The organism is Pyrolobus fumarii 1A, from assembly GCF_000223395.1.
GTDB classification, from domain to species: Archaea; Thermoproteota; Thermoprotei_A; order Sulfolobales; family Pyrodictiaceae; genus Pyrolobus; species Pyrolobus fumarii.
The window spans coordinates 1,259,000-1,280,586 of the sequence record NC_015931.1; the positions used below are offsets into that span (position 1 = coordinate 1,259,000).

19 protein-coding genes and 1 tRNA gene are annotated in these 21,587 nt (G+C 56.8%); 9 read left to right on the forward strand and 11 right to left on the reverse strand.

The genetic code is table 11. The features are described from left to right. Positions 1–2 precede the first annotated feature (2 nt). The 4 genes from PYRFU_RS06605 to PYRFU_RS06620 form a co-directional block, all read right to left on the reverse strand. Positions 3–914: an adenosylcobinamide amidohydrolase gene (locus PYRFU_RS06605; protein ID WP_014026882.1), complete on the reverse strand. Its 912-nt coding sequence runs from the start codon at positions 912–914 to the stop codon at positions 3–5. Continuing rightward, positions 892–2,004, reverse strand: a complete 1,113-nt coding sequence (gene cobT, locus PYRFU_RS06610) for a nicotinate mononucleotide-dependent phosphoribosyltransferase CobT (protein ID WP_167827884.1) — start codon at positions 2,002–2,004, stop codon at positions 892–894. The genes PYRFU_RS06605 and cobT overlap by 23 nt, the downstream gene beginning before the upstream one ends. A gap of 35 nt (positions 2,005–2,039) precedes the next feature. Beyond that, a complete protein-coding gene (locus tag PYRFU_RS06615; RefSeq protein ID WP_014026884.1) occupies positions 2,040–2,999 on the reverse strand; it encodes a cobalamin biosynthesis protein in 960 nt (319 codons plus the stop codon). Between the two features lie 105 nt (positions 3,000–3,104). Beyond that, a tRNA-Leu gene (locus PYRFU_RS06620) sits at positions 3,105–3,192 on the reverse strand. A 280-nt stretch (positions 3,193–3,472) separates the two neighbouring features. Between PYRFU_RS06620 and PYRFU_RS06625 the strand changes: the two genes are divergently transcribed. The 3 genes from PYRFU_RS06625 (at position 3,473) to PYRFU_RS06635 (ending at position 6,848) form a co-directional block, all read left to right on the forward strand. Further along, positions 3,473–3,979, forward strand: coding sequence for a hypothetical protein (locus PYRFU_RS06625; RefSeq protein WP_048191804.1), 507 nt, complete (start codon positions 3,473–3,475; stop codon positions 3,977–3,979). A gap of 529 nt (positions 3,980–4,508) precedes the next feature. Next, entirely contained in the window at positions 4,509–5,495 is a 987-nt protein-coding gene (locus PYRFU_RS06630) for an Lrp/AsnC family transcriptional regulator (RefSeq protein ID WP_052296961.1), read from the forward strand. 138 nt (positions 5,496–5,633) lie between these two features. Next, on the forward strand, positions 5,634–6,848 hold the full coding sequence (locus tag PYRFU_RS06635) for a radical SAM/SPASM domain-containing protein (RefSeq protein ID WP_014026887.1): 1,215 nt from the start codon (positions 5,634–5,636) through the stop codon (positions 6,846–6,848). Here PYRFU_RS06635 and hemA read toward each other — a convergent pair. After that, a complete protein-coding gene (gene hemA / locus PYRFU_RS06640; RefSeq protein WP_014026888.1) occupies positions 6,845–8,104 on the reverse strand; it encodes a glutamyl-tRNA reductase in 1,260 nt (419 codons plus the stop codon). The two genes, PYRFU_RS06635 and hemA, sit on opposite strands and share 4 nt — an antisense overlap. 101 nt (positions 8,105–8,205) lie before the next feature. Here hemA and PYRFU_RS06645 point away from each other — a divergent pair, with 101 nt between their 5' ends. Beyond that, entirely contained in the window at positions 8,206–8,877 is a 672-nt protein-coding gene (locus PYRFU_RS06645; RefSeq protein WP_014026889.1) for a precorrin-2 dehydrogenase/sirohydrochlorin ferrochelatase family protein, read from the forward strand. Positions 8,878–9,041: 164 nt separating this feature from the next. Continuing rightward, on the forward strand, positions 9,042–10,289 hold the full coding sequence (locus PYRFU_RS06650; protein ID WP_014026890.1) for an Nre family DNA repair protein: 1,248 nt from the start codon (positions 9,042–9,044) through the stop codon (positions 10,287–10,289). On the opposite strand, the gene PYRFU_RS06655 is transcribed toward PYRFU_RS06650, so the two are convergent. Continuing rightward, a complete protein-coding gene (locus PYRFU_RS06655) occupies positions 10,286–11,491 on the reverse strand; it encodes a thiolase family protein (protein ID WP_014026891.1) in 1,206 nt (401 codons plus the stop codon). The two genes, PYRFU_RS06650 and PYRFU_RS06655, sit on opposite strands and share 4 nt — an antisense overlap. A 279-nt stretch (positions 11,492–11,770) precedes the next feature. Beyond that, complete coding sequence (gene purE / locus PYRFU_RS06660; protein ID WP_014026893.1) at positions 11,771–12,187, reverse strand: 5-(carboxyamino)imidazole ribonucleotide mutase; 417 nt, start codon at positions 12,185–12,187, stop codon at positions 11,771–11,773. A gap of 244 nt (positions 12,188–12,431) precedes the next feature. Between purE and PYRFU_RS06665 the strand changes: the two genes are divergently transcribed. The 3 genes from PYRFU_RS06665 to PYRFU_RS06675 are packed head-to-tail and all read left to right on the forward strand — an operon-like array spanning position 12,432 to position 16,620. Continuing rightward, positions 12,432–13,427: a phosphoribosylformylglycinamidine cyclo-ligase gene (locus PYRFU_RS06665; protein ID WP_014026894.1), complete on the forward strand. Its 996-nt coding sequence runs from the start codon at positions 12,432–12,434 to the stop codon at positions 13,425–13,427. 60 nt (positions 13,428–13,487) lie between these two features. Beyond that, positions 13,488–15,470, forward strand: coding sequence for an arginine--tRNA ligase (locus PYRFU_RS06670; RefSeq protein ID WP_014026895.1), 1,983 nt, complete (start codon positions 13,488–13,490; stop codon positions 15,468–15,470). Positions 15,471–15,483: 13 nt separating this feature from the next. Beyond that, positions 15,484–16,620 (forward strand): magnesium transporter, encoded by a 1,137-nt coding sequence (locus PYRFU_RS06675; RefSeq protein WP_014026896.1) that lies wholly within the window; start codon positions 15,484–15,486, stop codon positions 16,618–16,620. Here the strand turns inward: PYRFU_RS06675 and PYRFU_RS06680 are convergent. From PYRFU_RS06680 to PYRFU_RS06690, 3 genes are all read right to left on the reverse strand, one after another. Then, on the reverse strand, positions 16,591–16,911 hold the full coding sequence (locus tag PYRFU_RS06680; protein ID WP_244403835.1) for a hypothetical protein: 321 nt from the start codon (positions 16,909–16,911) through the stop codon (positions 16,591–16,593). The genes PYRFU_RS06675 and PYRFU_RS06680 overlap by 30 nt on opposite strands. A 67-nt stretch (positions 16,912–16,978) precedes the next feature. After that, on the reverse strand, positions 16,979–18,397 hold the full coding sequence (locus PYRFU_RS06685) for an ATP synthase subunit B (protein WP_014026898.1): 1,419 nt from the start codon (positions 18,395–18,397) through the stop codon (positions 16,979–16,981). Between the two features lie 71 nt (positions 18,398–18,468). Beyond that, entirely contained in the window at positions 18,469–19,194 is a 726-nt protein-coding gene (locus PYRFU_RS06690) for a hypothetical protein (protein WP_014026899.1), read from the reverse strand. A gap of 83 nt (positions 19,195–19,277) precedes the next feature. Here PYRFU_RS06690 and PYRFU_RS06695 point away from each other — a divergent pair, with 83 nt between their 5' ends. Next, a complete protein-coding gene (locus PYRFU_RS06695) occupies positions 19,278–20,714 on the forward strand; it encodes a glycosyltransferase family 2 protein (RefSeq protein ID WP_014026900.1) in 1,437 nt (478 codons plus the stop codon). Here PYRFU_RS06695 and PYRFU_RS06700 read toward each other — a convergent pair. Next, complete coding sequence (locus PYRFU_RS06700; protein ID WP_014026901.1) at positions 20,602–21,552, reverse strand: ketopantoate reductase family protein; 951 nt, start codon at positions 21,550–21,552, stop codon at positions 20,602–20,604. The two genes, PYRFU_RS06695 and PYRFU_RS06700, sit on opposite strands and share 113 nt — an antisense overlap. Positions 21,553–21,587 lie beyond the last annotated feature (35 nt).

Below are 21,587 nucleotides of genomic sequence, written 5' to 3' on the forward strand. Positions count from 1 at the left end.
CATCACCTGCTCTTCCCACCATCCACAATGAGCGTCTTCACTAGTTTCTCGGTGTGGGATGCGCTGCTCACCCTCACATTGCGCATCTCGGCTACACCCTTGGCTATTAGGTCGGGTGTGCGGAGACCACGGGGAAGAGTCCCATACTCAACGTGCAAGTCTAGGTGACGGGCCGCCAACAGCAGAGCGAGTATGTCTGGGTTTTCCAGTAGCTCTGCCAGCCGCTTCTTCTCGTCAACCTCCAGATTCTCGGCGTAGGGGCCTAGGAGTGTCTCTACAAGCTCCTCTCCGCGTACGAGCCTCCTCCATAGAGAGATTACCAGAGTCTCTACCGCGTCTGCCACTAGTCCTCCTATTGTTGTGGCTGCTCCTGCTGTGAGGATAGAGCCCCCTAGGCTAGCTGGCCTAGCGACTATAGCGGCGTCCGTGACTGTACCGAGGGGCCTCCTCCTGCACCAGGGAATGAGCTCGTTTAACGCCGCGGTTTTCGCCTCTACAGCCACCCGTAGGAGGTCCACCATCGCCTCGGTGCGTAGAGGTGCTGTCGTCACGACAACGATGTTTATCGTTGATGCTATCGGCTCGTAGAGTTTGCCGGGACGCGTGCATATCACTGGTCTCGGCCCAAGCGTTACCAACACGTGTATCTCCTGCTCCCACTCTATGCTCTCGTAGCCGGCGCTAGAGGGTAGCCTAGCAGCCGTGAGGAGTACCGCGGCCTTATCGAGTCCATACTCCCGCTCAACCTGCTCATAGAATCCTAGCAGGTCGTTGCACCTGAAACCCTTGTCAACCTCTATAACGGCTATCGTGTTGATCTTGTCGTGTAGTAGGGGTACCGTCGAGATAGCCACCATTTCTGTAGCGAGCTTGAGAGCGACGATGCCACGGTCAACCTCTAGCTTTGCTATCATTGCCCACGAGCCTCGCGTACTCGGAATAGGCAGCCTCTACTACTTCTCGTGGCGCTCTCCCGCCGCGCACTAGTGCCGCGAGCATAGCCCCACCCATACCTACACCCTCTTTCACATAGCCCTCCTCGTAGGCGCGTAGACCCTTGTACGGCGCGTCATGGAAGGAGATGTCGACCGCTATGAGGGGGGTGTCCGGTGCTATCTCGGCGATGAGCCCGGGGAGGTCTGAGGAGGGGTCATCAATTAGCCATCTTGTGGTGGCCACGGCTACTCTACTCGTGTCTATGCCGAGCCTCGATAGTATCGCTAGCACGGATGCCATCTGTGTACCCCCGGCTAGTATCACTGTGGCTCCCTTCTCGACCGCGCCCGCCACGAAGCCTGCAACAGAGACGTGGAGCGGGTCACCAACCTCCTCGATCACTTTGAATGGATTGTCGCCACGTCTCAACCCGCTCCTCTCGAGTGCAGCTCTCAGTACCTGCTGCTTGAGGTTATGCGGGTTGCCTGGCATCGAGCTACTGACCCTACCGGCAGCGTTAAACCCGAGACCCTCCATGATGCACATGGCTGTTGTCGTGCCCGCGGGTATAGTCTCGCCAACCACTAGGGTGGTGGCGTTCCCCGCCTTCCCCACGAGCATGTGAGCAAGAAGCTTGGCCTCCTCGTAGAGCTTTGATGCTGTGCCTGGTGGCAGGGCTGGCTCCACGTCTATCCGTCCACCTACACGCCTTGAAGGCAGCTTGACATGCGGTATCAACGGCTCGCGGTAGACGCCAGCATCGACAACGACTATTCTTGCGTCGTTGACCAGCTGGAGCGATGCTCTGGTTACAACAGCAGGTGTAGGGATGCCCTCCGGCGTCACCGGGATAACGTCCATAGTCAACGGCCTACCCGTGACGAGATACTCGATATCAAGCGTTGGCGTGTATAGCGTCGCTTCGGGTGTAGGCCCGGCAGCAGTAATCCCCGGTATTGTCGAGGTCTTGCTCGACGCCGCGAACACTACAAAGAACATTGTAGGGGCGTTCCTCAACGCATCTAGAGCCCTGCTGGCGTCGCCGCGCACAACTCGATATCCCTGCATGGCGGAGCCCCAGTTGGGCAGGGAGCCCAGCCAGATCAGAATAAGAGTAGAGCCGCCGCGCCAACAGTGTAGAGCAGCGCCGCTACCCTAGCCAGCTTTAGGCCTCTAGGTAAATCGCCAGGCTCCGGATCGACACCCTCAGGGTTTATCACATAGTGGCCCGGCTTCTCTAACCATACGCCAAGTGCACCGGCTAAAGCCGCCATAGGGTGGCCGGCGTTCGGGCTCTCAGTGGCACTTGCCCACCTGCGCCATACCCGCCAGGCTCTCCCTGCATCAAAGCCTGGCAGAGCTAGAGCCGCCGCTATCATAGTCAGTGCCGTCAGCCTAGCCGGTAGGTAGTTGATCAAGTCGTCCATTCTCGCCGAGAACCACCCGGCTTCGATGTACTCTGGCGTCTTGTAACCCAACGCGGAGTCCATTGTATTGACGAGCCGCTGGAAGAGGGAACCTATCGGCCCGAACAGCACATAGTAGGTTATGGGAGAGGTGTACCCGTCAACGAGGCTCTCGGCGAGCGACTCGAGAGCCGCGGAAACCACATGCTTCTCGTCAAGCTTTGCCACATCACGCCTCACGATCCACTGGGTATAGCGCCTGGCGCACACCCAGTCGCCACTGTACATACACTTGCGTATCTTCTCGACGACGTCGAAGAGCGGGTAGAGAGGACACGATACCTTAACGATATACGCGGCTATAGCCAGCCACACGAGAGGCGATACCATCCACGCAACATACAACGCAAACGAGTATATGGCTAGGTGGCCCGCCACAACGACAAACCACGCTATCACACCACGCGCTCTGCTTGAGCCCGGTGGCGCAAGCCTAAGCGCCAGGACATATGTCGTCCTCACAGGGTGTATAGCAAGGAGCAGACCGCTATGCCACGGATACAACCGATCCAGCAACAATCCCAGGGCAAGCGAGGCGAGGAGAAGACGCGCATCGGGACAAAGCCAGTGCACACCTGCTAGGCTGCATAGTTGCAAGCCGGGACACCGTCACCACAACCCCTATTGTGATGATTGAGGCTCCATACGGAGGAGACACGCGTGACACGTGCACTTGACGCGCGTTATGGGGTTGAGTCCGTGTGGTGCGGGGGGTGGGATTTGAACCCACGCCGGCCTACGCCAGCGGGTCTTAAGCCCGCCCCCTTGGACCTGGCTCGGGCACCCCCGCTCCGAGCTATCCCCTAATACTAGGACCGGTGTTTTACCTTCACGGTTCGTTGGGTGATGTGGACGCCAGACGCTGACGGGCACCCGGATGAGGAGTTGTGGGCTGGGCTGATGCTCCTCTCGCCCGGCGTCTAGCTTGCCGTTTGTATTATCAGCATCTCGTGTCCCTATTTGCGTGGGGGTTCCGAGTATCACCCGGACCCCTTGACATCCCGCCGTTCTCACCGTGGGTAAGTCATATTGCAGTGCTCGTGCGCCACACTATCCCGGTGAATAGCGGGATGCCCAGGTACGAGCTTGTTGCCAGGAGGCGTGCCAGAGGACTTGATGTGGTACTCCTGCGTGACGGCGCCGCTGTCATCCACATGAGCGGCAGGGGCGCCGAGAAGATCTTCAGGCTACTAGCCGAGGAGCTTGAGAAGCTAGGCGCTGCGAAGCCACTCTCCAAGACTGAGGTCGAGGAGAGCTACGAGATTGACGAGAAGTTTGGTGGCACTGTTGCCGCCTACCTGCTGCTCGTGAGGCGTAGCAGGAACCCGGACAAGTGGATACCAACCCTACGTGGCATCATTGAGGGCAAGTACCCAGGCCTACCAGAGGCGCTAGAGAAGATGATGGAGGCCGGTATCGAGGCTAGCAAGAAGTACCCCAAGGAGGCCAAGAGGATACACACCCTACTACACCCGAAGGTCGCCGATGCTCTAACCAGCGGCGTCAAGCGCTTCGTCGAGAAGTACGTGAAGGGCCTAGGCGGCGCTGTCCCAGAGGAGAAGGAGGAGCAGAGCTAAAGATACACGTTTACCTCACCCAGGTAGAGACTCGCATCTCGAGCTATTTTTCCCCACACCCCCGCACCAGATCCGACCTCCTCTCTCACGTATTCAACGCGACTTACCACAGTCCTACCCTCGACCTCGTCGCGCTGGTCGGATCTATGGGCTCGGTGGGGCTAGGGGTGTCCTCACACTTCGGCCCCAATCGCCCTCCTCACCGCCCGTTAAGTGGGAGCCGAGCTGCCATCCTATACGGGGTTGTGGGGACACCTCGCCCCATGCTGAAACGAGGGCGGTGATGACTACCCCCTACGTCCGACGCTCCGCCACGACTCCTGGGTGATGAGTAGCTCGCCGCGCCGACAGTCTAATGGGGATGGGACTTACGGCTGACATTATGACGCTAGTCGTGTTCTAACCGTGGCTGTGAGGAGGGCCTTAACCACTGAGAGTGTGATGAGGACGCTCTTGCCGAGCCGTTCTTGGACGCGGCGTATTGCGCTTTAACCTTCTATTCTACGCTCTTGGAGTAACGGTGCGGCTCGTGCATATAGGGCTTGGCGAGTTTGAGCGTCGTGCATTGATGCTGCTTCAGTACGAGTTTCCACTCGACTCTCTCGACCCCTTCGAGCATGTAGCGGTGAAGCTCGGGGTTGATACCGATCATCTTCTCTCGGCGTTGCAGAGGCTCGCTGAGCAAGGTATCCTGAAGCGTGTGGGGTTCTATGTCAACCCGCGGAGTAGGAGGAAGAGTGTAGCTCTCGTAGCTTTCCGTGGTGGCAATGTGGATAAGGCTGCTTCTCTTTGTGCTAGCGACGATGAGGTGACTCACTGTTATGAGAGGGATGGCGGCGAGTGGAGAGTGTGGGTTGTGCGTAGGGCTCGTAGTATCGACGAACTTCTATCCTGGGCGGCGAGCTTCGCGCGCAACATTGGGGCCGATGGCTTCGAGGTGCTCGTTGCTAGGAGGGTGCATAGGCTTAGCGTGAAGTACGACTTGTATCGTGGTGTTAGTAGAGCTGGCCCCTATACACGTGTTGTCCTCAACCCGCCTTCGCCGGAGGAGCTTGGCTTGCCCTCCGAGCTTCCAGCACTGGTTAGGAGTTTACCCCTCTCTAGGAGGCCCTACGCGAGTATCGCCGAGAGGCTCGGGTTGAGAGAGGAGGATGTGCTGCAGGGTGTGAAGCTGTTACTCGAGAGGGGTGTGCTTGGCGACCCGGGCGCAGTCCTAGACGGTCACCGTATCGGCTTCAGGTACAACGCTATGGTGGTGGCTTGGCCTCGTACTAGCACCGAGAGGCTATGCGAAGAGATCGTTGACAACATACCCGAGGCTACTCATATCGTTGAGAGGCTGCCCTACCCGAGCGACACGAAAGCATACTGGGCGCCCACGTGCTACGCGATGGTGCACGGCGTCTCGCGTGACGTTATCGAGCCTGTGATAAGACGTGTAGAGCAGCTGGATAGTGTTGACCGTGTGGAGGTTCTCTACTCTGTTCGTGACTTGAAACCAGGGGCCGAGAGGTGAGAGGCGACAAACGACGCCAAGCGGCAGCCTATGCGGGTATCGTGGGATGGGCTACACCCGGTTCACAGCGGGACTAACATTAACAATTATGTGGGTGTATGTCGATTATCCCGGCGGACGGAGGGGAGTTGAGCTAGCTTGATACCCGTCACCGTCATGGTAACCGGGCGTGGCACGGTCTCCACGAGGCTCAAGGGGCATTACGGTCGTGGGAGGCCTAGTAGGTTCACGGATGTTCTTCGCCCCGTAGTCTTCTGGAATATAACCTACCAGTGCAACTTGAAATGCGCTCATTGCTATATACGCGCGTTGGCCGAGAAGAGTCCAGACGAGCTCTCAACCTCTGAGGCTGTCCGGGTTGCGAAGGAGATAGCGGAGATTGGTTCACCCCTCGTCATATTCTCGGGTGGCGAGCCCCTACTGAGACGCGACCTTTTCGAGATAGCATCGGTGTTTAGGGGTACGAGGACGAGGCCTGCGCTGAGCACTAACGGGACTCTCATAGACGAGGTTGTAGCAAATGAGTTGAAGAAAGCCGGGTTCGTGTACGTGGGCGTGAGTATCGACAGCATCAACCCCGTGTGGCACGATGAGTTCAGGGGTGTTAAGGGTGCGTTCGAAGCAGCGATACGGGGTGTGAGAGCTTCCGTCGAGGCTGGCATCCCTACGGGTCTACGCACAACCATAACCAGGGAGAACGCGAAGGAAGTCCCACGCGTCCTCGAGCTTGCCGAGGAGCTAGGCGCCGAGAGGCTATCATACTACATACTCGATACTGTTGGGAGAGGTGTCGGTCTACGCGAATACCTCCCGACACCAGAGCAACTCAAATGGGTTGCGGATCGCCTGGTGGAAGAGGCGAAGAAGCACGAGAACGTGGAGATAGAGATAGTTAGGGCTAACTTTGTGGGCATCTACCTAGCTGACAAGCTGGCTTCAACCAAAGAAGAGTTCATGGAGTACCTCGCGATGCTTCAGGGTCAGGGTGACTGTGGCAGGAAGACCGTGAGTATCTACCCGAATGGCGAGGTTAGGCCATGCCAGTTTATCGATTGGGTGTCACTAGGCAACGTGAAGGAGCAAGATCTTAGGCATATATTGAGGCCCGACAACCCAAACCTGCAGCCATACCTCGAGATACACAAGAGGCTTAGAGGCGAGAAGTGCGGCAAGTGCCCATTCCGCTATGTCTGCGGCGGGGGCTCGAGAAGCCGGGCGAGAATAGTGACCGGCGACGAGTGGGGCGACGACCCTGCATGCTTCATAGACCCGATCGAGATAGCGAGAAAGTGGGGTCTCGACCCAAGCAAGCCCATACTCCCAGAGGATCTAGCGCCCTACATGAAGAGCTAGTCTATCTTCGCGACAACCTTTGCATACTCCTTCTCGAAGACAGTGCGCACCTCTTCCAACATCCTTATTCTTCCGGCCTCGGCAGCCTCCTGCAACGCTATGATAAGCGGCCTTAGCGACTTCCTTACACTACTCCACGCCAGGTCACGGAGTACGTCCTCCACCGCCCCAACGTCTATACCGCGGCCGCGAAGCACCGAGACCGCTCTCCTAACCTCATTGTCAACCATCGCCTTTGCAAATTTCATCATAGTCTCTATGGCTTCATCGGCTATCCTCTTCTTAACGGCTCTCATCAACTTGTTTAGCTCCTCCTCAATTATCTTCTCCGCTTTGGGCACCTCGCTACGCCTAACCTCGGCCATTCTCCTCGCGACCTCAACAACCTCGTTGAAACCGTGATACTCGACCCATTCCGGTAGGGATTCGAAAACAGGAACGTTGGAGATGTCTATCACAACCAAGCCCCTACGTGCACTCCGCGAAACACTAGCCGGTATCACAGGACGGTCTACAGTGATCGCTGCAAATACGACATCGCTCTCCGTCATGAGTCTTTCGAGCAAGCCCCATTCTACCGGCTCGGCTATCTCGCCAAGGCTCTTAGCGAGACTACGTGCCCGCTCAAAGCTACGATTAGCTATGAGTATCTTTGCCGCACCCTTCTTGGCCGCAAGCGACGCTATGATCGAGCCAGCTTCGCCAGCCCCAATCACGCCAACTATCTTGTCTTTGAGCGTCCCCAGCTTCTCCTCGGCGAGGATGACCGCCGCACCGGGTATACCTATGCTACCCTTGCCTATCCCGGTCTCGCTACGCACCCTCTTCCCGGTCTTGATCGCATAGCGGAACACAAGATCGAGAAGCTTACCGGTATACGCCCTCTTCAACGCATACTCGAAGGCACGCTTAACCTGCCCTAGTATCTCCGGTTCACCTAGAACCATAGACTCGAGGCCCGATGCAACACGGAACAGGTGCCGCGCCGCCTCGACCCCGCGGAGAACGCGTGGCTTCTCCACACCGACATGTAGACGTATGAAGCGCAAAACCTCCTCTATGCACATGCTGCACCCGTTACCGCGTACCATGTACACCTCGAAACGGTTACAGGTTGGGAGGACTACGAGCTCATCGACATGCGGGTATAGTAGCTCATATACGTCGTCCACACGTCCCTCTAGTACCGCAAGCTTCGCTGTATCCACCATTTTCCAATCGACACCAACCATATAGAGACTATCGAGAGTCTTCAAGTACTATCGCCTCGGAATGCTTCCAGACCATGAGTAAAGCTAAAACTGGTTAAACAAATAAATTGTTTCCCTACTATGGTGGCAAATCATGGAGTTTTGCCGTGAGGCTGCCCCTGTGGATAGAGGCTAAGGCGCTCAATGTAGTCGTGTTCGGCGGGGGTAAGGTTGGCACACGCAGGGCACTCAAGTTCCTCGATGCCGGTGCACGTGTAACTGTGGTCTCATTAGAGTTTAGCGACGAGTTGTTGAAGGCCGCCTCGGCTAGTGATAGACTCTGCCTCATAAAGGGAGACGCACGCACAATAGACTTGGATAGTATCTTGAAAGATGCGCACATAGTCGTGATAGCGGTCCCCGATGAGGAGGCTAGAAGGATCATATGGGAGGCTGCAAAGAGGAATAATGCGCTTGTTAACGATGCTACCGATGCTGAAGCTACTGAGGTTGTCGTGCCGTATGAGGCTAGTGTGAACAGCATAAGAGTAGCAGTTACGACTGAGGGTAAGAGTGGCGTGACTGCTAGACATGCACTCCAAAAGATAGTAAAGCTGCTTGAAAACGACCGAGAGCTTGCAACTATGCTCGAGGCTCTCTGGTGGGCAAAGAGGTATATGAAGAGTGTTATACCCGATGGTAGAGCGAGGTTCCCGATATACTTCGAGATAGAGAGGGACCCCAGGTTTATGGAGGCTGTGCGGAGGGGTGACGTCGAGGAAGCAAAGCGTGTCGCAAAGGAGATTATAGACGCGCATGCAGCCGGGCGTAAACCGTAGAGCAACGGTATCTGCGCCGCGAGACACTAGTGTACCATCCTGCTTAGGCCTGCACAACGGTATGTGCCTGATATCCTTGCTGTGATTCTAGCCTCGGGGACATCCCATGGCTTTAACCCCTTATACTGGTCTGGTATTTCTATCTTCGAGGAGCGCCGCTAGACTTGCCTGGGGGCAAGGTACCAGCAGCTCTGTGTGCACGTTGCAAGGGATACAAGCGGCTTTGCGGCCTGCCCCAGTGTCCCATCCTTGCCAGGTTTCGTGCCCAGGTATTCGCAGTTGCGAAGATAACTAGCGGCGATGTTGTCGAGGGTGACACTCCGCCCTCGTTGGTTGTAGGTGAGGAGGGTTACCCTAGGGTTCCCGTGCTGTACCAAGTGCCTCCGGGCGAGCAGGGGGACAGCGCAAAATGGCATGATGATCCGGTCGACTGGGCTGGAAAGCGCGTAAAGCTTGATGTTATTCTCGAGCTACGTTCGAGGCTCGTGGGTGGAGTCGAGAGACTCGATGTTAGACAGCCTTGGGTGCTCTACGAGAAGGAGATTGGCCTCGCCGCTGTATCCGAGACGCCAGTCTCATCGGAAGTACTGCTAGCAAGGCGGCCAGTTCCACGTCTCGTCTTTGACGGTATGACGGCGCCCCAGGGTCCTGCCGCTCCAGCACGCGAGATACGCGTGACTGGTAACCCTAAGCCCCCCAGGAAGATAGAGAAGCTGGTTTTCGATGATGCGCCTGCCGCTGATGGGGTGTGGGAGGCTTACCGGGCGGGTGTCGACTACTATGCGTTGATACGTGCGTTCTCCGCCGGGTTCATAGGTAGGTTGAGGTCACGGCGTCTAGTGCCGACAAGGTGGGCGATAACAGCTGTCGACAGCATAATCGGTTCCAGGCTTCGCTCGTTAATAGCCACCGGCAACGAACTAGGCCAGGTGGAGCTCTACAAGGCATACTATCTTGGAAACCGGTTTATCGTGATACTCGCCCCGGGCCCGTTGCGTGTAGAGATGATTGAGGTGTGGCACCCGTCTACTCCGTGGGTTAGGAGCGGCGGCCCGGTCGCGATACGCGTCTGGGAGCGTCCCTCCGGGCAACCTAGCGAGATGGATGGTGGCTTCATGGCTGCGCGTCTGGCTATCCTCGAGGCTCTTGCCGCTAGGCGTAGGAAGGGCTATGCTCTCGTTATACGCGAGATTCTCCCCGAGTATTATGCGCCGGTGGGCAACTGGCATATCCGTGAGACTCTGCGCCGCGCTCTACAGGGTAAACCCCAGGCTACCTTTTCTAGTATCAACGAGGCTCTGAGCGAGGCTCTTCGAATGGTTGATGCAAAGAAGGCGGTAGAGGCTAAGCTTAGGCTTGTTAGGAGGGGGGCGGCTGCGCAACAAACTCTCGACAAGTGGTTAAAAGGTTAGACTATTTCTACTGCGAGCGCAGTGCCGCCGCCGGTACCGTGACAGAGTGTAGCTATGCCTCTCTTACCGCCGTGTCTACGCAGCGCGTGTATGAGCGTCACTACTATCCTCGCGCCTGTACAGCCTAGCGGGTGGCCCAGTGCTATGGCGCCGCCGTGCGGGTTGACGCGCTCCTTTGGCACCTGGGGGAATGCACGGTAGAACAGCCATATGTTAATGGCGAAGGCCTCGTTGGCCTCCCAGAAGTCTACATCCTCTGGCTTCCAGCCTATCTTGTCGAGGAGCGCCTTTGCTGCCTCAACAGTCCCGTAGACGAACTTCTCTGGGCGGATACCTACCCACGCGAATCCTACGACTTTAGCGAGGGGCTTCAAGCCGAGCTCCTTCACCACCTTTCCGCTCGCCAGGATGAGGGCGGCTGCGCCATCGCTAAGCTGGCTGGAGTTGCCTGCAGTGTGTGGACCCTTGGGTGTGAAGGCGGGAGGTAGCCTGGCCAGCTTCTCCGGGCTGGTATCCCTCCTGATACCCTCATCGCTCTCGACGGTCACACGCCCCTTCTTGGGTATCTCAACCTCGACTGGGACTATCTCCTCGCGGAACCATCCCTCGTCGGTGGCCTTCGCGGCCCTCATGTGGCTCTCGTAGGCTATCATGTCCAGCTCTTCTCGTGGCGCGTTGTTCTCCCATGCGACTTCATCGGCCTCCACACCCATCATCTTCCAGTTCCAGGAGTCCGTGAGACCATCGTGAGCCATGAGGTCTATGAGCTTGGCCTCCCTGGTTATCAGGTGGCGTAGACCCCACCGCGCCTCGGGCGGTAGTGCAATAGGGGCGCGACTCATCGACTCCATACCGCCAGCCAGCACAATGTCATACTCGCCGAGCTTGATCATTCGCACTGCCTCCCATATCGCGAGCATACCAGAGCTACACACCATGTTTACGACGAAACCATTGACCTTTTCCGGTATGCCTGCCAGGAGAGCAGCTCTACGAGCACTATGCTGTCCAACACCACCTTGAATGACGTGACCCATCACATAGGCCTGCACATCCTTTGGTGCCAACCCTGCCCTCTCTACAGCCGCTCGTATAGCATGTGCAGCTAGGTCGGGTGCCGGTATGTTAGCGAACACGCCACCGAACTTACCAATGGGGGTCCTAACAGCACTCACAATATAGACGCTCTTCTCGTCTATCAAGGCCTAGCCCGGTGCACGGTCACCAACCCCACATAAAGAGGCTTAGCATTCACCCAATTTTCCCTCATCCAACACCCCAGTTACAACACCACCAACTACACCAGAGCACCATCCGGAACCATGGCTCGAGACCAGTATGAAACATTACCAGCATGTTGAGAAGCGTGTAAAACTGGTTTATAACCGGTTTATAGTTATACTCACCAGCAAGGCGATGGTGAAGACTTCGGCTGGGTGACCCAGCCGGGGGTGATCGATATCACCCTCGCTGAGCCCTCATCACTCGCAGCGACCAGCAAGCCTCAGTATCCTCAGTGCTAGGTGCGCCGCGTTTTCCGCATTACCTATGCCCACCGTTGCTACTGGGACGCCTCTAGGCATCTGGACTATCGAGAGTAGGGCGTCGATCCCGTTGAGCGGCCCGGCTGGCAGCGGGACGCCTATCACGGGCTTTTGTGTACGAGATGCTATGTATCCGGGTAGGTGTGCAGCCAGCCCGGCCATCGCTATGTACACGTCTATGCTCTCATCGTTCTCCTCGATGAACCTGTCGAGCTCCTTAGGGTTACGGTGTGCGCTCAGAACCCTGAACACGACCTCAATACCGTGCTCCTGCAGGAGCTTTACTGCCTTCTCGCCATACTCGCGGTCCCGCTCACTACCGATTATCACAGCAACACGAGCCTTACACGGCAAGATTAGCGTCCCCTGGTGCGCCGGTGCGGAGTTTCACACGGTTAAACTGTTGCGCAGCTCGTCTTGGACCCAGGTTGGTAGGCACCGTCTGGCATAGAAGGATGTGTGCCTGTCACTGGAGTTACTGGCGGGCCTGGTGAGGAGCGGAATACTCGCCGAGAGTTTCTGGGTGAGGAGAGTCGGAGGAGCCGAGGGCCCGCGACTATAAGGTGTTATTGCACCTCCTCCGCATCGGGGACGTAACTTGCGTTATCGCGATGCTGGTGTTGACCTGGATGCACACCGCGCTATGCACGCTGTGGCGGCTAGGGTGCTGAGCGGGTCCCGGGGGGCGTACACGTCCAGTATGCTGCTGGACGGTACCGAGATAACACTACACGTTGATGGTGTTGGTACGAAGACCCTGGTGCTCGAGAAGCTTGGCAGGCTTGATGTCGCCGGGTGGGACTGCGTAGTCATGAACACTAATGATGTTGCTTGTGACGCCTTCCGTCCGGTAGCCCTAGTTGATTACGTGGCATTGCCGCGGAGCGACGAGAGCCTGTTCAAGCCCGTTCTTGAGGGTGTTGCGAGGGCCGCAGAGAGACTCGGTATTGCCGTGCTTGGCGGCGAGACTGCTATACTGCCGGGGCTGGCACAGGGCGTTGATGTAGTGTGTACTGTCCTGGCTGTTAGGGATAAGCGTGTGGAGAACCGGGCGGGTATAGGCGACGTGTTGTACGGTCTCCCTAGTAACGGGCTTCACGCGAACGGCTTTAGTCTTGTAAGGCGGCTCATCGAGGAGAAGCTCGGAGGAGACTACCACGCTGTCATAGATGGTGTCGAGCTTGCAGAGGAGCTCTCCAAGCCCGTTGCTGATTATACGGGCTTCTTGCTTGAAGCCTGGCGTGAAGGCGTCATCACAGCAGCTGCGCACATCACTGGCGGTGCATACACGAAACTCTCAAGGATACTCCCGGAGGGTGCGCGGGCTGTTCTTGACATGCCACGTTCGCCTCCAATCTTCGAGCTTCTCTTGAAGCTTGGTGTCCCGGTTGACGAGGCGTACCGCGTGTTCAACATGGGTTTTGGGCTTGTTGTCGCGGCTAGGCCCGATCCGGGCGTAGAGGATACACTTGCAATGATAGCTGAGAAGCACGGGTTTAGCCTTGTTAAGCTTGGCAGAGTGGAGGCGTCGGAACAGAGAGAGGTTGTGATACGCTCGCCGTACGTCGGCGAGCCGCTAGTGTACCGTGTTTAGCGACGATGGCGCTGGGTTGTTTTCCCCTAAACACTACTCTGTGGAGCGGGATGGTAGGTCTTGGAGAGCAAGCCCAGACTCTACGACGCTATACCTCATAGGCTGTTGGCACGCGCAGTAGTAGAGACGCTTAGAGCCAAGGGCGTAAACGTTGACGAGAAGATAGTCGAGTATCTTGTCGCTGAGCCCCCTAGGCCAGATTACGGCGACTTTGGCATACCGCTTCATCGCTGGGCGCGCGAGGCTCGTACAGACCCGCGTGTGCTAGCCGAGGAGGCAGCCGGTAGGCTCCGCGAGACTGCAGGCAATCTCTTCTCGGATGTCAAGAGTATAGGTCCGTATCTGAACATACGCCTCAACCCTGTAGAGTATTCCAAGCTTGTCTTTGAGGCTGCTAGGCTGGAGGGTGATGGCTACGGCCAGGTTAAGACGGAGAAGCCAGAGCGCATAGTAGTTGAGCACACGAGTGCCAACCCCGTGCATCCTCTTCACATAGGCCATGCTCGTAACATGGCGCTGGGCGACACCCTCGCCAGGATGTTAAGGGCGCGTGGCCATATCGTCCAGACCAGGTACTATGTGAACGACATGGGTACGCAAGTCGCTGTGCTAGCGTATGGCGTGATGCTTCTCGGTGAGCGGAGGGTACCGGAGGGTGTAAAACCTGACCATTGGCTGGGTCTTGTCTACGCTATTACACACACGCTTGCGGACATCCAGAAGGTCAAGAAGGAGCTTGAGGAGGCTAAGAGGAGGGGCAACGAGGAAGAGATACGCGAGAAGCAGGAGGAACTTGACAAGCTCGTTGCTGCGGCTGCGCGCTTACGGGAAAGGGACGAGCAGCTGTTCGATAGGCTCGCTGAGGCCATAGGGAAGAGGAGCGACCCATGGAGCGAGATATACGAGATTGTAAGGAAGTATGAGTTTCGCAGCGACAAGGAGACTGTAGACACTGTGAGGTGGGTTGCCGAGACTGTATTGAAGGGCATAAGGGAGACAATGGAGAGGTTCGATGCGCTGCCGGAAGTGTGGGACTGGGAGAGCGAGCTGGTATGGGGTGGACTCGTTGGGGAGATACTCGAGAGGGCTAGACAGAGTCCCTACTTTACGATCCACAAGGGCGCGCCCGCCCTAGATCTCCGCGAGATTCAGCAGGATCCAGAGGTGAGGGAGAAGCTAGAACTTCCCAAGACGTTTGAGATACCGCCTCTAATCCTCCAGAGGAGCGACGGGACGACACTCTACACTACCCGCGACATCGCCTACACGCTAAAGAAGTTCAGGGAGTTCAACGCAGACCGCGTCATTAACGTTATAGCTGCTGAGCAGAGACTCGAGCAGCTCCAAGTTAGACTGGCTTTGATAGCACTAGGCTATCGCCGCGAGGCACTCAACACCGTACACTATGCGTATGAGATGGTGAACCTACCGGGTAGGAGCATGAGTGGACGAAGAGGAGAGTATGTCGACCTTGACGGCCTCTACGAGGCAGCCTTTGTGAGAGCCTTGGAGGAGGTTGAGAAGAGGAATGCCGAGTTACCACGCGAGGAGAAAGAGAGGATAGCCTCGCAAATAGCCATAGGCGCTATACGTTTCACGCTAGTATCAGTCTCAGCATCAAAACCCATAACCTTTAGGCTGGAGGAGGCGCTCAACTTTGAGCGTAACAGTGCACCCTACCTCCAGTACACGTACGCCCGCGCGCACAACATACTAGCCAAGTGGGGCAAACCAATACCATGGGACGAGGTTGACTATACTGCCGTTGAGAGAGAGCCAGCAGAGAGGGCGGAGCTTGTAAAGCTCCTCGCTGTGTATCCACACGTGTTCGCAAAAGCTGCAGACGAGCTTAGGCCAGAGCTGTTAGCCCAGCATCTCCTACGTATAGCCGATGTGTTCAACCGCTGGTATCCGAAGGACCCGGTTATACACGAGCAGGACCCTGGCACTAAGGCGTTCAAGCTTGCACTAGTCTATAGCGTTAGGGCGGCGCTGCGCAGCGGCCTTAGCCTGCTAGGCGTGCCGACCCCCGAGAGAATGTGAAGAGGAGGAGGGCTTGCCAAGCCGTGCAGCGCTCGAGTCGATGATATCGTTGAGTCTAGTGGCTATCGGCGAGACTATCGCTGGGCTCATACTCTCGAGTCTCAGCGGCCTCATAGAGCATTACCCGCATATCCTCGCTCTTTACCCTATAATGGCTGCTGCACGCGGTAACATCTATGCCACGCTGGGCTCGAGGATAACATCTAGACTCCATCTGGGTCTTGTAGACCCTGGGAGCCCCGGGTCCATAGTAAAGCGGGAAGCCCCCCGCATCTACATACAGTCTATACTCTCGGCACTTGTTTCCGCTACCATAGCACTGTTGGCGTTACTAGCGGCGGGCCGTATGGGGAGAATATCCGCGCTCGAAGTGTTTGGCACCGCTGTATTGCTCCCCGCGATAATCGTGCCCATACTGACTAGCTTCACGGTTATGGCTGCAACGCTGGGTTTCCGGAGGAGCATCGACCCTGACAACTACCTCACACCCCTCATAACACTGGTAGGCGATATAGTTGTTCTTCCGGCGCTAGCGGCTTCGGCTGTACTAGCAGCCATTATAGGCCCGTTTGCTCTCCTTCCACTAACCGTCGCCTTCATAGCCTATAGGGTACTAGACCGTGAGGGTAAGAGGGCGCTTGCCGAGAACACGGCGGCGGTACTTACCGGCTCGATAGTCGAGCTTCTCACGAGCTATACACTGGTATCAAAATTAGAGTTGCTTACAGCTAACCCCCTGATACTGGCTGCAATACCCTCATTCAATGCCGAGAATGGCGCCGCAATAGGCGTGCTTGCCTCAAAGCTAGCAACACGCCTACACCTGGGCCTCTACGAGGCCAACCCAAGGACTATCCTCAGAGATGCACTGCGAGTATACACAACTCTACTGCCAGCATATATGCTGACAAGCATCCTCGTATCCACGGCACTCTATCGCCTCAATGCTATGCCATCACTTCTCGCATTGCTAGCATCGACGGGCGCATTGATAGCCATGGTTTTCACCATACTCACGCATATCGCGTCACTCGCGAGTTACAGGGCAGGATTAGACCCCGACAACATTGTCATACCCTTGATGACTGCCGGGGTTGACGCGGCCAGCACGGCAGCTCTACTAGCGTTCACGGGCCTCGTTCTCGCCTAGACAGCCCCGCGGTACCTCAGCATCACTCAATACGCGCACAACTTCGCTGATAGCCTCGTCCTCGCTAGCATCCCCCTCAATGAGCTGCCACTCTGCGTATCCTATCTTGCGCTGCGCCCGCGTCAACCTACGCGACACCAGCATAACGCCCCTCCTAGAGGGGTGCGTCACGATACTAACATACGCCCTCACTATAGCGGCTACAGTAGCCTCGTGAAGCACTACCCGGGTACCATCCTTGAACTCAAGGACGAGTCTGAGGTGGTAATGCCCGGGTGGGATGGCCGCCAAAATACGAGAGACACACTCGTTGGGGTATAGGAGGGGTTTACGCGGCAAAACTAGCCCGGGGGACAATTTACTGCCCAGCCTTTTGACCCCTGTACTTCGGGTGATACTTCTTGATGAACTCCTCTTTGATGTTGGTTAGCTCGGACTCTGGTAGTATGCTCAGCACCTCCCAAGCGATGTCTAGCGTCTCCTCGAAGCTACGGTTCTCGTAGAAGCCTTGGCTTAGGAACCTCCTCTCGAACTCATCGGCGAACTTCAGATACTTGCGGTCTACTTCGGAGAGGCTCTCCTCGCCTACGATCGTGGCGAGCTGTCTTAGCTCCTGCGCTCTAGCGTAAGCCGCGAACAGCTGGTTGGCGACATCGGCGTGGTCCTCGCGAGTCTTGCCTGGACCGATACCATCCCTCATCAGCCTCGAGAGGCTCATTAGGACGTTGATTGGCGGATAGATGCCCTTGTTCCAGAGGTTCCTGTCAAGCACTATCTGGCCCTCGGTGATGTAACCCGTTAGGTCTGGGATCGGGTGGGTTATGTCGTCGTTGGGCATCGTTAGGATTGGCATCTGGGTTATACTGCCCTTCTTGCCGATAGCCCTTCCAGCCCTCTCGTAGATGCTCGCTAGGTCGCTGTACATGTAGCCTGGGTAGCCCTGCCTGCCCGGCACCTCTTCGCGTGCCGCGCTTATCTCGCGGAGAGCCTCACAGTAGTTTGTCATGTCGGTTATTATGACTAGCACGTGCATGTCCTTCTCGAAGGCCAGGTACTCGGCTAGAGTTAGGGCGACTCTTGGTGTCACAAGCCTTACCATTGGTGGCTCGTCAGCCAGGTTGATGAACATCGCTACTCTCTTGAGGGCGCCCGTCTCCTCGAAGAACTTGCGGAAGAAGATTGCCTCGTCGTGCTTCACGCCAATGGCTGCGAAGACGACAGCAAAGCCCTCCTCCTCGCCCCTGACGGTAGCTTGCCTCGCTATCTGCGCCGCGAGCATGTTGTGTGGTAGACCGCTGCCGCTGAAGATCGGTAGCTTCTGGCCGCGTACCAGAGTGTTCATGCCGTCGATGGCCGATACGCCAGTCTGTATCGGGTCCTCTGGCACGTCACGAGCGGCAGGGTTTAGAGGCTCACCGTTAACGTCGCGCTTCTCACCGCCGATTATTGGCGGGCCGCCATCAATGGGGTTGCCGAGGCCGTCGAAGATCCTGCCTAGCATCTCCTCGGATACGCGCACCTCGAGCGTACGACCTAGGAACCTCACCTTAGTGCCGGTCTTGGGGATGCCCGTTGTACCCTCGAACACCTGCACTACGGCCATACCAAATGCAGTGTCGAGTACCCTGCCCCTCCTCTTCTCGCCAGTAGGCAACTCAACCTCAACAATCTCATCGTAAGCCGCGTCACGCACACCCTCAACGATGAGAAGGGGGCCTCGTATCTCGCCGATAGACTCGTACTCTCTAACCCACGTCTTCTTACCTATAGCCGCCAAAGCTCTACCCGCCCGGGTTGCTATGCGCTCCAGGGGAGTAGGCTAAGAAGACACCCCCACCCTCCCCACCACTAGCATACCAAGTGTGCCGCGAGAAGCGTTATCAGGGACGCCGTGTCTATACTCGGCTTTGGTTTGAACCTCTTGCTAGAGTAGACGAGCGAGCACCTCACGCCATCCTCGCACCGGTAACGAATGTACAACGACCCGTTAGTAGCGTGTTCACCGTGTACGGTAAACCCTAGAATCGATAGCGCTGCTGCGAGGACTTCAGGCGAGTCAACTGGTTCAAGACTGCAACTCACATCTCTACCCTGAGGTTCACACTCTATTCTACACCGTAGCTCGGAGCCGATACCTGCCTGGTAGTCGCGCGCGTCTGTGCACGCCTCCTCTAGTAGCGAGGAGAGCCAGTTAACATCAATGTGGTGAGAGAGGAGTGACGTGAATACAAGGGAGGCCGAAGCTATGCCCATCACGATGCCGGGTATTAGAGACAACCCGGCGACCAGTGGCGTCATAACAGCTCCAGCTACGCCTAAGAGGCCATAGAAGTCGCCCATCCTCTGCTCCAACACCGCCTCTATCCTAGACGTGCCACCCTCGCTGTGAACACGGAATGATATTCTCCTCCTAGAGCCCCACCTTACGCTAGGTAGTAATGGCCCGTGGACGACAGTTACTGTGCGTCCCCACTCTCCCGCCACCGGGACCCCGCCTCTCCGCAACGCCGCAGCCAGCAGCGACACGTAGAGAGCCTCTGGTTGGGTATTGCACCTTGTTACTATTACCCACAAGCCTGCGCACACTCCACTATAGTTGAGCTAGACTCTCTCATATCTGGCCTCGTCGCAGGAGCCAGAGCTAGGTGCACTAGACCGTGCCGGACGCGGTGGCTGTTGTTACGCTGCTGGCTTGGCTCCTCGTACTACTCCACCTCCCACGCCTCGCCTACAATATAGCAGGACTTGCACGACGCAAGCAACACCTACAAAACCATGGTAAAGATGTGCGTCTAAGTGTGGTTATAGCTGCGAAGCAGGAGCCGATTCACCTCATAAAGGGGCTTCTCGTTAACCTCGCCACGCAGAGGTGTAAACCCTATGAGGTCATACTGGTGTGGGACTGGCCTCGAAACGACTTTGAGAAGGTTGCCGAGAACCTCTGGAAGTTTGCTGATAGGCTCGGCTTGAGGCTACGCGTCGTCGCCAAACCTTGGCATGGTAGAGGCAAATCGTCAGTCCTCAACTTCGCGGCACGTCTGGCTACCGGTGACGCCCTACTAGTGATAGACGTTGACGATAGACTATGTGACGCTGACGTGCTGTGCAAGGCTTCAGAGCTGGTACGCAAGCACCACGCCGTCCAACTCGGTATTGTTGGTATTGCACCCTTCCATCACCTGCAGAGGCCCACCGCGCTAGCAATACACACAGGCTTCCGCGTGATGCACGAAGGAAGACACCGGCTAGGTCTTAGTCTGCTTCTTGTAGGCTCGGGCCTACTTATAGACGCTAAGCTGGCCAGGCGCCTATTGTTTGACGAGAATGCCACTGTCGAAGATGTCGATCTTGCTGTGAGGTTAGCGGAGCTCGGCATAAGACCTGCGCTACTATCAGATGCTCTCTGTATGTCAGGTGCTCCAGGGTACAGGGCATTCAGGAGGCAGCAAGCCCGATGGAGTTACGGCGTGGCGTGGGTTTTGAGAAAGAGAGCGCGTATACTGGCGCGCCTCGGTCCTCGTGGTCTAGAGCTTGCATACACTCTGGCTAACTATATCCTCGACCCATTGACCTCGATTGCGTCTGCCCTCGTGGCTGTTGTCGGCAGCTCACCACTACCACTCTATGCCTACACGCTCGTCATGACAACGGAGTCTATGCTGGCTACACTTCACGCGCGCACCGCCCCAGTGGCAAAGAGAGCTAGGTCAATGGCCACTGCTGGCGCCTTCGGCATAGTCCTTCAACCGATTCTTTTGCTTCACTGGCTGAGAGGGTTTAGCGGCGCACCGGGCATCTTTCACGTTACGCCTAGAAGAGCAGGTAGAGGCGAGAGACCGGGACGCCTAGAGACTATTTACGCCACTCTACTTGCTCTCGCCGGCGCCATAGCCTGGTATCGATGGGGTTTCCTGGCAGCCTTTCCACTAGTAGCGCCACTCCTCGCGACACTATACCTGCACATTAGGCTGCCAGCACTTGCTAGCGGCTCGCCACAGCATCCTCAAGAGCCTTCACGGCGTAAACCATCGCCTCGTTCAGGGGCGTCTCGACGCCCTTCTCCCTCCCTTTCGCGACGACCGCGCCATTTATGAAGTCTATTTCGGTTCTCCTACCCGCCTCTATATCCTGGAGCATCGAGGACCTGTTGTAAGCCGTTGCCCTCGCCGTATCCTCAACTGCTTTCCGCGGCTCTCTAGGCAAGGGGATACCATGCGCCCTCGCAACAGTAGCCGCTTCCTCGGCGAGACCATATGCTAGTCTCTGTGCCCACTCAGAGTGCAACACGATGTAGTTTGGCGCGCCAGTTATCGCTGTAACCGGGTTTATAGCGGCATTAACGATAAGCTTGTCCCAGCGCCACGGTTCAATGCTACGGTCTACCAGGTATGCGTTGAGATTAGCTTCTCTCAGCTTGTCAACGAGCCAACCTAGAAGGTGTTCAACACGGTCATGTAGCTTCTCACGCTGCCCTATGTAGACGGCTGCCCCGCCCTCAAACCTTACCCTATTGTCCCCGAGCCTCGTAACACCGTAGTATGTCACCGCGGCAGCCGCCCTTTCAGCGCCAAGACTGTTCTCGAGTGCCTCTAGGGGCCCAAGCCCATTCTGCACACTAACCGCGACACCATTACGTCGCAACGTGACTTCAAGCAGGTCTATCGCTGCGGGGGTATCATACGCCTTGACGGCAACTATGCCTATGTCAAACTGGCTACGAGGTGGAGATACAGCGAGGTATGCCTTGACACGCGCGTTTTCAAACCCACCTTCAACCTCTACTATCACACCTTCACTGTTTATCACTTGGGCTTGCTCTAGACGCCTGCAGAGAAGCGCAACATCCACACCTGCGGATGCAAGCTTTGCCGCGTAGAAGAGCCCCATGGCGCCACATCCAATGATACACACTCGTGGCTGTCTTGCACTCATCAGATGCCAACCCCGCCACTACTAAGTAGAGAGAC

Coding starts and splice junctions, on each gene's coding strand:
- PYRFU_RS06605 (WP_014026882.1), bottom strand. CDS start 914: ATGATAGCAAAGCTAGAGGTTGACCGTGGCATCGTCGCTCTCAAGCTC.
- cobT (WP_167827884.1), bottom strand. CDS start 2,004: ATGCAGGGATATCGAGTTGTGCGCGGCGACGCCAGCAGGGCTCTAGAT.
- PYRFU_RS06625 (WP_048191804.1), top strand. CDS start 3,473: ATGCCCAGGTACGAGCTTGTTGCCAGGAGGCGTGCCAGAGGACTTGAT.
- PYRFU_RS06700 (WP_014026901.1), bottom strand. CDS start 21,552: ATGAGTGCAAGACAGCCACGAGTGTGTATCATTGGATGTGGCGCCATG.